Origin of the sequence: Methylobacter sp. Wu1 (genome assembly GCF_036553575.1) — a bacterium.
Taxonomy (GTDB): domain Bacteria; phylum Pseudomonadota; class Gammaproteobacteria; order Methylococcales; family Methylomonadaceae; genus Methylobacter.
In genome coordinates, this window is the sequence record NZ_JAZHOC010000063.1 from 99,177 (window position 1) to 112,915 (window position 13,739).

8 protein-coding genes are annotated in these 13,739 nt (G+C 50.2%); 2 read left to right on the forward strand and 6 right to left on the reverse strand.

Annotated features, from left to right (window positions below; all coding sequences use genetic code 11):
* Positions 1-7 precede the first annotated feature (7 nt).
* Complete coding sequence (locus V2P20_RS13645; protein ID WP_331819203.1) at positions 8-2,461, forward strand: EAL domain-containing protein; 2,454 nt, start codon at positions 8-10, stop codon at positions 2,459-2,461.
* Positions 2,462-3,155: 694 nt separating this feature from the next.
* Here V2P20_RS13645 and V2P20_RS13650 read toward each other — a convergent pair.
* From V2P20_RS13650 to V2P20_RS13675, 6 genes are all read right to left on the reverse strand, one after another.
* On the reverse strand, positions 3,156-4,112 hold the full coding sequence (locus tag V2P20_RS13650) for a GTP-binding protein (RefSeq protein WP_331819205.1): 957 nt from the start codon (positions 4,110-4,112) through the stop codon (positions 3,156-3,158).
* Positions 4,113-4,434: 322 nt separating this feature from the next.
* The gene (locus V2P20_RS13655; protein WP_331819256.1) at positions 4,435-6,471 is read right to left on the reverse strand and encodes a TonB-dependent receptor; all 2,037 of its coding nucleotides are present in this window, start codon (positions 6,469-6,471) and stop codon (positions 4,435-4,437) included.
* An 80-nt stretch (positions 6,472-6,551) separates the two neighbouring features.
* On the reverse strand, positions 6,552-7,034 hold the full coding sequence (locus V2P20_RS13660) for a transcriptional repressor (protein WP_331819207.1): 483 nt from the start codon (positions 7,032-7,034) through the stop codon (positions 6,552-6,554).
* A gap of 212 nt (positions 7,035-7,246) precedes the next feature.
* Positions 7,247-7,870, reverse strand: a complete 624-nt coding sequence (locus tag V2P20_RS13665) for a response regulator (RefSeq protein WP_331819209.1) — start codon at positions 7,868-7,870, stop codon at positions 7,247-7,249.
* A complete protein-coding gene (locus V2P20_RS13670; RefSeq protein WP_331819211.1) occupies positions 7,860-9,713 on the reverse strand; it encodes a PAS domain S-box protein in 1,854 nt (617 codons plus the stop codon). The genes V2P20_RS13665 and V2P20_RS13670 overlap by 11 nt, the downstream gene beginning before the upstream one ends.
* 117 nt (positions 9,714-9,830) lie before the next feature.
* Positions 9,831-12,809, reverse strand: a complete 2,979-nt coding sequence (locus V2P20_RS13675; protein ID WP_331819213.1) for a CheR family methyltransferase — start codon at positions 12,807-12,809, stop codon at positions 9,831-9,833.
* A gap of 558 nt (positions 12,810-13,367) precedes the next feature.
* Between V2P20_RS13675 and V2P20_RS13680 the strand changes: the two genes are divergently transcribed.
* Complete coding sequence (locus tag V2P20_RS13680) at positions 13,368-13,541, forward strand: hypothetical protein (RefSeq protein ID WP_194970721.1); 174 nt, start codon at positions 13,368-13,370, stop codon at positions 13,539-13,541.
* The last annotated feature ends 198 nt before the right edge of the window (positions 13,542-13,739 follow it).

Consider the following 13,739-nt stretch of genomic DNA (forward strand, 5'->3'; position numbering starts at 1 on the left):
TGATTTCATGCTGAAGCGGGTAGATACTGCGCAACCCTTGCGCATACTGATCGTTGAAGACTCCGAAGATGATACGCTGCTGCTGGTGGATCAATTAGAGATAGAAGGCGGACGGTCTGTCGATTGGCAGCGGGTCGAGACGGAACAGGCTTTAACCGAGGCGCTGAAGCAGCATTGGGATATCGTGTTGTCCGACTATACAATGCCGCATTTCAGCGGCATGCGGGCGCTTGAAGTAGTCAGACAGCACGACCTTGATCTGCCTTTTATCTTCGTATCGGGAACGATCGGCGAAAATACGGCCGTGCTGGCGATGAAGTCCGGCGCTCAGGACTATGTCATGAAAGGCAATCTGACGCGCCTGGTACCGGCCGTGGAGCGCGAACTTGAAGAAGCGCAACTGCGCCGCGAACAGCGCCAGGCCGAAGACATGCTGCGCAAACTGTCCCTGGTTGTGGAGCAGGCGGCCGAAAGCGTCATCATTACCGATCCCGATGGCTGCATCGAATATGTCAATCCGGCGTTCGAGAGACTGACCGGCTATACACGCGCCGAGGCTGTGGGTCGCAAGCCCTCCATATTGAAGTCCGGCCAGCAGGGGCAAGCTTTTTATCAGCATCTCTGGCAAACGGTACTCAAGGGCGACATATTCACGGGCACCTTGGTCAACCGTAAAAAAGACGGCGAGCTGTTCTATGAGGATAAAGTCATCACGCCTTTGAAGGACGAGCAGGGGCATATTAGGCATTTTGTTTCTACAGGACGTAATATCACCGAGCGCGTCAAGGCCGAAGAAGCACGCGCCCAGTTGGCCGCCATTCTGGAGGCCACGACCGACCTGGTCGCAATCCTTGATCTGGGCGGCTGCCTGCGTTACCTCAATAATGCCGGTTATCGCTTGCTCGGCCTCGACCCCAAAACGGATATCAGCAAAGTCTGTCTGACAGAGTTGTTTCCCGAACGCATAGAACATCAATTAAAAAACGAAGCGCTGCCTATCGCTTACCGTACAGGCACTTGGTCCGGAGAGACGGCTTTGCGGCGCATAGACGGCATAGAAATCCCGGTGTCCCAGGTGTTGCTGGTGCATTATGATTCGGCTGGGAAAGTCGAATACCTGTCCACGATTGCCCGCGATATTTCCGAACGCAAGCGGTTCGAAGCCGAATTGCAGCACCAGGCTACACACGATCTTCTGACCGGCTTGCCAAATCGGGTTCTGTTGCTGGATCGGCTTGCCGCGGAATTGGAGCGCGCCCGACATGCCAATAATTTTGTGGCCGTATTGTTCCTGGACATTGATAACTTTAAGCGGATCAACGACAGCATGGGGCATGCGGTCGGCGATACCTTGCTCCAGCAGATCGCCGACCGGCTGCAGGCCGCTTTGCGCCCTAATGATACGATCGCCCGCCAGGGCGGCGACGAGTTTGCGATCATAGTGGGCGATCTGCCGCGCACGGAAAACCTGATGGTCGTGCTGCGCAAGATTTATGCGGCTTTCGATCGCCCGATGTCTCTGGGCCTCCAGGAAACCTACATTACCTTCTGCACCGGCATCGCCATCTACCCGAACGACGGCACCGGTGTCGAAGAATTGTTGCGCAATGCCGGTACGGCCCTGTACCGGGCCATCATGTCAGGTCATAATCAGCACCGCTTCTACGCGCCGGATATGAACGCCCGCAGCCATGAACTGCTGACGCTGGAGACTGATCTGCGCCTGGCTTTGAAGCGCAATGAGTTTATAGTCTATTACCAGCCCCAGGCTGAGTTTAACACCGGCCGCATTGTTGCCATGGAAGCTTTGATTCGCTGGCGGCATCCGCAACGCGGACTGGTGACGCCGGCCGGCTTCGTGTCAATGCTGGAGGAGTCCGGATTGATCATGCAGGCGGGCGAGTGGATCTTGAACCAGGCCTGTGCCGAATACAGAGAAATGGGGCTTCACGATGTGCGTATTTCCGTCAACGTCTCGGCTTCCCAGTTTAACGATCCGGACTTGCTGCACAAGGTATGCCATGTCATGAAACGGGACAACATCCCCCCGAATACGCTGGAACTGGAAATGACCGAAAATACCGTTATGCAGGACCCGGCAGCGGCGGCTGAGATCCTGAAGAAATTACGGGCGTTGGGCGTGCGCATCGCCATTGACGATTTTGGCACCGGCTATTCATCGCTATCCTATCTCAAACGCTTTCCACTGGATGCGCTTAAGATCGACCAAGGCTTTGTGCGCGACCTGGCCTATGATACCAATGATGCGGCCATTGTCGAGGCCAGCATCACGCTCGGCAAAAAGCTCGGTCTCGAGGTCGTCGCCGAAGGCGTCGAGGGCAAGGAGCAATTCGATTTTCTGCGCGTCCACGACTGCGATCTGGCGCAGGGCTATTATGTCAGCCGTCCCCTGCGCAAGAATGAACTGATCGATCTGCTGCGGGAAGGCCGGCGCTGGTGAAAAAGGCATAGGCCAGTCATGCAGGCTGGTTTGGAACTTTAGCGGAAGCCCTGCATAGCGCTTTGAAATGCCGGGTTTATCATCCAGCCTGCAATAAAATAAACGCTCAACCCTCCGGAACCGGCATGCTGCGATAAACTGCCGGGCCGCATCAATTTTTCAAACATTCCTGTCAGAGATGAAATGAGCGGATACTCCACCGGATATCGCTGAGCGGTTTTCATTCGGTTCCCGGTTTGTCCGACCATTGTGATTGTGAATCAGGTTGTATGACTTGAAACCGAGCAATACGTACAACCGTTAACCTGCCTGAATAATTGACCTGCTTTTTTCAGGGCACTGTCGCAATTGCTGATGGCTCCCAAGTATTGAATCGCTTCCTTGGCAGGAAGATGAGTGCAATCCGATCTATGAACCACATGATCGCCATTGCTTTGAGCATTTCTCTCAACGTAAAATTCTGCCATAATCGATACCTCTTCAGTTTGAGTTGTCTGAATATTGGCTCGAAAAAGTCAGTCCCTATGACCAAAACCGGCTTCTGTCGGACTTCGCACATTCAACCTGCACGATGTCGTAAAAATGACAGAATATAATGCTGAATACCGGAAACTATCGAGCTCATTTAACAAAATAGCAGAATTTGTACCAGCTCAAGTCAGGGAGGCAATGATCCTTGAAGATTATCGCTAAATCAGACGGGCGTAACCAGACCTGACTTTACAGTTTCAGTCAGGCCTTGTATCTCGCCGTCGGTGATAAACACCAGCCGGCTGCGGCCATCATCCGATGTTCTGGATGGCAACAGCGTCGGCGGATAAAGCCAACCGGCCGATCCTTGCACGCACACCGGAGCATCATGCTCGGCGGTGTAAACCACGCCTTTCAGGCGCAGCAATTGGGCGGCATGCCGGTCTAGCAGGTCCTCCAGCGCAGCTTTTAAGCGCGGCCAGGAAACAGGATGGTCGAGTTGCAGCGTTGTGCTGCTAAACCTGTGTTCCGGCATCGGCGTATTGGCTTTCAATCGATAGCGGTTTTGTCCCGGAAACGCAAGCAAAGTAGCGGGATTAATGTCGCCGTGCACGGCCTGAATTTTTGATGCTGCCGGCGCCAGCCGATTCAACAGTGCTATCAGGTTGTCAGTTTGCTGGTCTTCCGCCAGATCCGTGTGCGTAATGATCAAGGTATCGGCCCAGGCAATCTGGGCCTGGGCTTCGGGAAAGCGGTCCAGGATATCCGCACCGGAAGCGGCTGAAACCGTCACGATCACGCCATCCAGTCGATAGCGCGATGACAGCCAGCGCTCTCTCAATAAAGTGTCCAGCACCGGCTCGGGGTTGGCGATGCCGCTGGTCTCGATCAGTACGCGGTCGAATGGCTTCTGGGTTTGCGATTGCCAGGCCATGCGCAGGTTTTTCAGCAATGGCGTTAAAGCGCCGTGTACCTGACAGCACAGACAGCCGCCCGACAAGGTGCTTAACGGTACGTTGTGCTGCCTGAGCAATTGCTGATCGACAGGCGTGGCGCCGAATTCATTGATTACGACAGCCGAGCGCGGCGCATGGCTTAGCAGGCGGTTCAGCAAGGTGGTTTTGCCGCTGCCGAGAAAGCCGCTTAAGATGATGACGGGAATTTGTACAGGCGAATTCATTTAATAACTGATGTGGCGCAGTTAGCTGAAGTTAAATCGATTTAATAAGTATCGCTAACGCGACGGTTGTGTTAATCGGGTTCTCGCACCCGAAGGCGAGTTACTTTCTTTTGCGCGGCCAAAAGAAAGTAACCAAAGAAAAGGCCGCCCGATTGCCGCTTGCTTCCTGCGCTCCTCGCTTTTAACAGAGGGGTTGCCAAAAGGGACTCCTGTCCCTTTGGCAACGCGCGGCATCCCTGCCGCGCCCTTGCGGGCCTGATCTGTTAAAAGCTGCGGTGCTCGGCGCGGCAAACGGGATGAAACCGGCTTTGCGTAACATCAGCTAATAACTCAATCTAAAGCCCACTTCCGCTCCACGACCGGCTTCCGGCGCAAAATTGCGCAAGTAAGAGGTCGAGTTGCGAATGTTCTGATCGAGCAAATTGCTGCCTTTGGCGAACAGCATCAACTCGGCGTCCTTATATGCTTTGATTCTGTAATTAGTGCCCACATTGAGCAGGAAATAACCGGCGGTCGAGGTTTCGAAGTCGCTGGCATGCGGCTGGGAATCGGCGCGGGTAAAACGCAGGTAACCGGAAAATTCCTGCTTGCTGTAATCCAGTTGCAGGCCATAGCGCAGCGGCGGCATGCGCGGTACATCGCCGCCATTGACGAATTGCCCCCGGGTGTAGTCGCTGAACAAAGTCAGGTCCAGCTGGCCATGACGGTTTTGCATCACTGGAAAGATAAGCTTGGCCTCATAGCCCTTGAAGATCGCGTCATTCTGGCGGGTGGTCAGCACAGGCACGCAGTCGACGGCACAAGGATTGCCGTCCTCGTCGACGAATTCGCCGCTGCGCTGCTGAGTGATGTAATCGCTGGCCCAGTTGTGGAACAGATCGAATTCGGCGCGCATCCAGTCGGAGCTGAAACGGTAGCCCAGGTCCAGGTTGTATGAAGTTTCTTCTGTCAGATTAATGTTGCCGCGTTCGAAGCTGCGCGTGGCATCATGGAAGCCGTTGGTCAGCAATTCCTGAACATTGGGCGCCCGCGAGGAACGGGTGACGGCCAGATTCAGATTGTTTTGGTCATTGACTTTCCACTCCGCCGAGACCGAAGCGCTGACCGGTGTGTAGCTGAGGTCGTTCATGCCCTCCGGCTTGATGTCGGTTTGTTCGACCCGAGCGCCGAGCTGGTAGGTGACTGCGCCAGCGTCAATCGATTCCACCGCAAACACGCCGTAGCTGTTGATCTGGGAATGCGGAATGATGCTCTCGCCAGTGAGCTTTTCAATGGCATTAAAGTCGCTGGCTTGTGCCTGAAAACCCACCGAGCCATACAATGGCCCCAAATCCTGATGTGCCAGCTCCAGCCGGCCTTCGTAAGTTTTATTGGTGTAAAATGCGCCGGGCTCGCCATTGGCTATCTCCGTGTGCTGGTAATCGGTGTAGCCGAACCGGGTGCGCAGGCTTTTGGCAAAGCGGAACGGGTCTTTTAGCTCGCTTTTAAAATCATATTTATCCTGCCTGAGGGCGATGCGCACGGTTTCTTCGCCGGTGCCATCCGGCGCAATGCCGTAATTATTGTTCAGATTGTTGATCGAAATGCCGGCGAACCCGGGATCGCCGATCCAGGATAAACCTGCTGAGCCGCTGATGGCTTCAGCGCCGGTATTGTTCAGATGGCCGACGGGATTGTCGACCACAACCAGCGACGGATCGGTGATCGATACGGCGGCGGTATCGATGGCACGGCCGCCGATATCGAGATTGCCGCGATGGCGGAAAAAACCGTCGAGATGATAGGCAATGTTGCCTTGCCCGCCTTCCAGTTTCATCGTGGTGCTGGTTTCGTCGGCGGTGGAGTCGAAGCGCTGTTCCAAGGCGCCGCCCAATAACTTATCCGGCATCTGGCCAGGGATGCGGTTGTCAATGACGTTGACCGCTCCGCCTATTGCGCCGCTGCCATAGAGCAAAGTGGCGGGGCCGCGCAGCACTTCGATGCGTTCCGCCAAAAGCGGCTCGACGCTGGTGGCGTGATCCGGGCTGAGCGCCGAGACATCATTGCTGCCAATACCGTTGTTTAATACCCGTACCCGAGGGCCGGCCTGGCCGCGAATCACCGGCGTACCCACGCCGGGGCCGAACGACTGATTGCTGATGCCCAGTTCGTCTTTTAAGGTGTCACCGATGCTGTGACCGGTCTTCATGCGTAGTTCGTCATCTGCCAGTATCGTTACAGGAGCCGCTGTTTTCAATGAGTCGGCTTGCAAAGGCGCGGTGACGACCACTTCCTCCAATTCAATAGTCGATGATTCTTCGGCAAGCACAGGAACAGCGAGGGATCCTGATGCGGCCAGTAAAATCAATTTTTTGTACATCATCGTTGTAAATTTATAAAAAGCTAATGTTATATCGTTACACTTGAGCCCTAAATAGACAGGCGCTTTTTGCGTTCAGATTAGGCTGAATGATCATGGGATGATGCGCATCCAGCGCAGGTGCCATGGATTTCAATCGATTTATAGCTGATGGAAAAACCGGCCTGTTTGATTTCCGACGATAGGGCATGCATGACTTCGAAGGCGGCGCGTTCTTCAATCTCATGGCACTGATCGCAAATCAGCAGTAGTTGTTCATGCTGTCTGCCTGAGCAATTGCAGCCGACATAGGCATTAAGGCTTTCCACTTTATGAATCAGGCCCTGGCTCATCAGGAAATCCAGCGCGCGATAGACGGTTGCCGGCTTGGCGGAATAGTTCAAAGGCTTGATCTGATCGAGCAGGTCATAAGCCTTGACGGCTTTGTGGCTCTCCCAGATCAGCTCCAGCACTTTGCGGCGTATCGGCGTCAATTTCACGCTGCGGTTGATGCAAAGTCGTTCCGCCATGTTGATGGCTTCGGAAATACATTTTTCGTGATCGTGAGACAGGGAGTGGCTCATGGGTACATTAGAAAAAGTTAATCAGAAAGATTCAACAGTCCGTTTGCGATGCAGCCGGAGGCTGAATATCTATTAAAATGTTATGTTATAACATTTTGAATGAAAAAGATAGCTAGCGTGCGAACCGATCGTATTGCTTTAAATTTGTGGGTTATAGCGGGCGATTGCTTGACTTGACGAGCGTGTTTATCGTTCTGATTGCGGGCGGGTTTTTACAGAAGGTCGCACTGCATTGCCATAACCATCAATTCGGCCAGATTTTCGGCCTGCATTTTTTCCATGATATGGGCTCTGTGTACGTCAATGGTGCGGTTGCTGATATCGAGTATTCTAGCGGCTTCTTTGTTGGAATGGCTCCTGACTATCAGGTTCAGCACTTCTCTCTCACGCGTTGTTAAATGGCTGAGACGCTCGAGTATCTTGTTTTTCTCTCTGAGCTGCTCTCTGACTTGGGCATCTTTGCTCAGGGCTTCTTCAATGCGGCTCAGCAATATTTCTTCATTGAACGGTTTTTCCAGAAAATCGACGGCTCCGGCTCTGAATGCCTTGGCCGAATCGGGCACATCCGCATGGCCGCTGATGAAGATAATGGGAATATCTATGCTTCTTTTGATGAGTTCTTCCTGAAGATCCAGCCCGCTCATGGACGGCATTCTAACGTCCAGAAGCAGGCAGCTTGGCTGTTCAGGATCATAGTGATCCAGGAAGGATTCGGCCGATTCGAAACTCATCACAGGCTGTCCAGTTGATTCGATCAATATCGTCAGTGAATCACGCACGGCGAATTCATCGTCAACTATATAGACTATAGGAGTCGTCGGCTTGTTATGCGTCATTAGATTTCCTCCGTACAGGTATGGTGAAATAAAAAGTACTGCCTTTTCCCGCCTTGCTGGCGAAATGCAATGAACCGTCATGGGATTTGACTATAGATTGGCTGATGGACAATCCCATTCCCATGCCGGACGATTTGGTCGTGTAAAAAGGCGTTAATATTTTCTTTTGGCTGGACTCGCCGAGTCCGTGGCCGTTGTCTTTGACCTTTACTTCGATAAAGTTGTCATCATTCAAAAGTGTCTGAATGAAGAGCTTTCGTTGTTTGTTATGCGATACGTCTTTCAACGCATCGATGCTATTTCTGACAAGATTTAGAATGACCTGTTCAATTTGAACGCTATCGACATAAATAGCAGGCAAGTTATCGGCCAGATTAAAACACAGCTGAATATTGTATTGTTTCAAGTCAGTTATTGACAGGCTGACCGCATTTTCGATCAGCGCATTGATGTCGGCGGTCGACCGGTGTATTTTTTTGGACCTGACAAAGTCCCGCATGTGATGGATGATCTGTCCGGCTTTCAGCGCCTGGTCGTGGGTTTTTTCCAGAATTGATCTGAGCTTTGCCAGATCAGGTTGATCAGCCTGAATGAAACGCAGACAGGCCTGCGCGTAATTGACGATCGCTGTCAGCGGCTGGTTGACTTCATGAGCGATGCCCGATGCCAGTTCCCCCATCAGACCGAGGCGCATGACATGGGAAAGCGCTTCCAGATGCTCTCTCTGCTGCAATTCCTGCATCTTGCGCTGGGTGACGTCGCGGACAATGCTGGTGAAATAATCCTGGCCGTCGAGCGTAAATTCGGCGATGGATATATCCAGCGGCACTGCAGAGCCGTCTTTGCGCATGCCCTCAACCTCGCGGATGCGGCCCAGCACTTTGGGCATATCGGCTTCTTGCCGATAGCTCTTTCTCTCGCGATGAGAGCATTTATCCTGCGATAAGGGCATGAGTTTGTTGATGCTGCAGCCGATCAGTTCTGCTTCCGTATAGCCAAAAATGGTTTCTACCGCCGCATTCGCGGAAATGATCTTGCAGGACATATCGCAGGTGATGATGCCTTCTACAGACGCATTGAAGATGGAATTCAGTTTAGCCTCGCGTTCCAGTATCTGCTGCTTGGAATGCTTGAGCTCTTCAACCAGTTGGGTCAGGTTCTGATTGCTCAGCGACAAATCGCAATCTTGCTTGAGCACCTTTTGAGCCAGTTTCTTATTGAGATTGGCTATGGTTTCTTCAGCGCGTTTGCGCTCCGTAATGTTGTTTAAAGTCAGCCAGATTTCGCTGTCATTATTATTGATGTCATTGATTTTACCCTGGCATTCCACATAAGTGATCTCGCTGCCATCACTCTTGAGCCGGACATCCAATGACTGATGAGTGCGTTCCGCTGCCAGCCTGCGCAGGAATAAATAGTACTGGTCCTGGTCGCTGGCATCGATATATTGCGCCAGTTTCCTGTTGATCAGCTCCTCAATGGGATGGTTCAATAGACGCGTCGCAGTCAGATTGGCCTGCAGGATAACGCCGTCTTTATTGAGGGTCAGATAGCCAACCGGAGAAAGGTTGTATAAGTTGGCATACAGGTCGCGTGAGGCGAGCAGCTCCTGATGCGTTCTGTTCAACTCCTCATTCTGGAGCTCAAGCTCTATCTGGTGGACCTGAAATTCGAACAGTAGCTTTTGAATTTCCTGGCTGGACATGCGCGTAATGTCGGTTCCGGATTTGTTAAGCATCGTTTCCGCCCGATTGCGGAGATTCTCCCGATACTGGACAAGCAGGTTCTCCGCATCTGTCTGGAGAATTTCGTAATCGATACTCCCGTCGAATGAATTAAACATGGCGATTTATTCCAGCGGATAAGTGAAAAAGTGAACGCTTACGGTTGGGGCAGGCGCTCGCCGGATTTATAGTGCGCAATTTTTGCCTATGCGCCGGAGAAATTAGGACGATTGTATTCATGGGTTATCCCGTTCGACATCTTCAATGGCTAACAGAATGCGTCTGGCATTGGTCGATGACTGCTGAAGCAAGCGGCCATTGAGGGTTAGGTGTTTTTTTCCTATGACAGGGCATTCACACGTATAGTTAAACGCATCGAAAGGCGTATTGCTGTTTAATGTTTCGTATAAATGGCCGCGTAATTGATCCGAATCCCAGGCCGACCTATTGATAGTGAAGAAAGATTGTCCTGTCAGGTCTTCATGGGACGGATTGAAAGCTTTATGAAACGCAGGATTGGCGGTAATGATGCTGAAATTTTCATCGAGCACCAGCAGCGGGTTGGATACGGTATTGACAATCGCGCTGGCCATACTGGCGTCCAAAGCCGCCTGTTCGGCTTTCTTCAGTCTGTCGATGTCGATAAACGTAATAACCAGCCCGTCAATCATGTTTTCCGCGGTCCGATACGGCAGGATACGCAACAGATACCACGCGCCGTTTGTGGACTGCACTTCTGCATCCTTGTAAATCAATGTCTGCAGCACCGCTTTGGCATCATCTATCAGGTGGTCATATTTAAGGCTTGATGCCAGGTCGCCGAGCGGCCGCCCTATATCGCTGTTGATCAGATGGACAATATTGATGGCCGATTTGGTGAAGCGTCTTATTTTGAGGTTATTGTCGAGGAAGATGGTTGCAATATTCGTGCTGTTCAAAAGATTTTGCATATCGTCATTGATCTTCGATAAGGCATCGACTTTTGTTTGAAGCTCGCTGTTGATGGTATTTAATTCTTCATTCAAAGACTGCATTTCTTCCTTGGAAGTTTCCAGTTCTTCGTTGGAGCTTTGCAGCTCTTCATTGGCCGATTGCAGTTCTTCGTTCGTGGACTTGAGTTCTTCGTTCGATGTTTCCAGTTCCTCGATAGTCGCGCGCAGTGATTTTCTGGTAGAAAGCAGTTCATGAGCGAGCTGCTCCTTATCGTTTTTATTGATCAGGATCGGGAAGACAGCTGGCTCGCCAGTTTGTGAGCCGGCATCTTTATGATGCGGATGAAAACTGACCAGGAACAGATCCTGTAGTGCTTCCGGCTCCAGGAGCCTTACCAGCTTCAGGTCGATCGTTTCAAAACCGTTATTGGTTTTGACCCTGATTCCACTATTGATGATTTCCATATCGCCCTTTTTCTGGACTTTACGCAGCGATGTCGCCAGCGGCACGCGCAAGCCCTCCCGGGACATTTCGATGATATTCCAGTTGGGCTGGCCCTGCGCTGGTTCCAGATAATTTCCTGTATGGCCATGAATGTAAATGATTCTGCCGTGTTCGTCGATGATAATGCAGACCGGCGCATAGCGTTCCAGCAATAATTTCTCAATTTGCCGGGCGATCTGGCCGGGCTGGGAATCGAGTTTGTGTGATTTATGTTCCATTGATGGTGCGTTTTTGGCGCTTGTCGGCAACAGACGGGGTTTGGATGTCGGCAAACCGGCCTGGATATCTTTTCGCTGATAGATCTTGCTCTTTTTGTCAACAACTGAGAACAGATGATCAAAATTGCCGATCGACTCGGATGTGCCAAGAAACAGGAGGCCGCCTGGCTTCAGAGTGTAGTGGAAATGCGGAAAAATCTTTTTTTGCAGTTCGCCGTCCAGATAAATAAGCAGATTACGGCAACTGATCAAGTCGATTCGGGTGAACGGCGGATCCTGAAGCAGATTCTGCGTGGCAAATATCACAGTATCGCGAATTTCCTTGGCGATACGGTACTGGTTGTCTTCCCGTTCAAAGTAGCGTGCCAGGCGATCCGGCAAAACATCGGTTTCAATGCCGCTTGGATAAAGGCCTTCCCGTGCCTGAATGATGGATGACTCGTCCAGGTCGGTGGCAAAGATCTGAAAGCTGTAAGTTTTGCCATGTGTTTCATTATATTCTTTAAACAGAATGGCAAGCGAGTAGGCCTCCTCGCCGGTGGAGCATCCCGGAACCCATACGCGCATTTCGTAATTGTCGGGTTTATTTTCAAATAGTTTCGGCAGGGCAATATCTTTTAATGCCGCGAATGCGGGTTCGTCTCTGAAAAAATTAGTGACGTTGATCAACAGTTCCTTAAACAGTTTATCTATTTCAACAGGGTTCTCCTGCAGAAACTGCACGTAAGCGTTCATGGTCTGGATATGATGGATGTTCATGCGCCGGCTTATGCGCCGGTTGACCGTGGTAGGCTTATAAGCCGACAAGTCATGGCCGGTGCGGTTGCGCAGCAGGATAAAAATTTTTTGTAAAGGTTCGGTGGCAGCTAACATTTCCGCCGGTTCCAGCGTTTGAAAATTGTTGAAGCAAGGTGCATCAAAATATTGAAGCAGTTGTTGTCCCATTTTTTCAACGGGCAATACAAAATCGACATCGCCCCTTGCTATCGCACTCTTGGGCATGCCGTCAAATTTTGCGGTTACAGGATCTTGAACCATGGCCATGCCTGATGCGCTTTTGATGGCTTTTAGCCCCAAAGTGCCATCGGTACCGGTGCCTGAAAGAATAATGCCGACACTCATTTCTTTTACATCTTCCGCCAGGGAATGAAAAAAGAAGTTTATAGGCATACGCATTGTCTCATGATCGGTTCTGTCCATAAGATAAATTCGACGATGGAATACGGCGAGATTTTTCCCGGGAGGACATACGAATATATGATCTTTTTTCAATGGCATGCCGTCTTCGGCAGCAATAACAGGAATTTTGGTAAATCCAGCCAGTAAATCAGGTAGCAGGCTAATGTGTCTGGGCTGTTGGTGAGATACTACGATGAAAGCAAAACCATTGTGCAACGGCAGATTGGAACAGAATGCTTCTAATGCTTGCAATCCGCCGGCTGACGCTCCAATGCCAACTACAGGTAATAGAGAGCTTACTAAATGCTTTTTATGCTGTACATCATGAACACTTGATCTAGATGTGACTTTTGGCTCTACTTTGCTGCTGCCTGACTTCACAGAATAGGTCCTCTAATTTGCTACCTTGCTGAATTATCATTTGGATTCTTGTTTCATTTTTTCATGTTTTTGGTGAAGGATTTCAGCTTAACACCCGATTAACCTTAAAAACAAGCGCTCTATCAAGCGCTTTGATGCCCTGTTTGAGAGAGGGTGCGCATTATCAATAAATTATGAGTAATTAAGGAAGCATCAGAACCAGTGACCTCAGCAAAGCGGCAGTCGAGTTAATCTACGAATTTTCCAGAATGAGCGTTCTTCAACAATTGCGGACCAGTTTTCTCGAAACAGAATCTCAATTTCGTCTACGTGTAAGAAAATTACTACATTTCCCAATGGCTATATATGCGTAAAAACACTTAGGTGAATATACGAATGTTTTAATCAAGCTCTTTCTTTTATAAATACAAGACCATTTAAATAGTTTTAAGTTTAGCTTTGCAGGACTGCCTTCAAATTGAGTATCTCTCTAGGGTGTTTATACCTAAATTTATTCAGATAGATAGATTTTCAGATTTAAATGGTTGTTGAAAATTCAGATGAAATAGCGAGTATAAAATGTCGGCTAATATTAATGCACTTAAGCAACAGAAAAGTTTTGATTGGCATTACGAAATTGACGAGGTTGATATTGAGTTAAAGGAAAAGAGATTTATGGATGATGAGTTCGAGTATTACAAATCCACAAAAACCAAATCCAAGAAAAAAGTTCGCCAAGACAGGCAAAAATAAGTTAAGAGAAATTCTGTAGATGATCGAATGTCAATTGGGCGAATTATCCGGCAAGGCATCAACCGGAATATCCGGAGAATCATGGCAGTCGTAAGAGTAAATCAAGTCATTATCAAATAACAACATTAAAGATTAAGTTAGATTTGACTGTTTTCCCTTCATACGATCTGGCAAAGAATTCCAGCCATCTATGTTGCA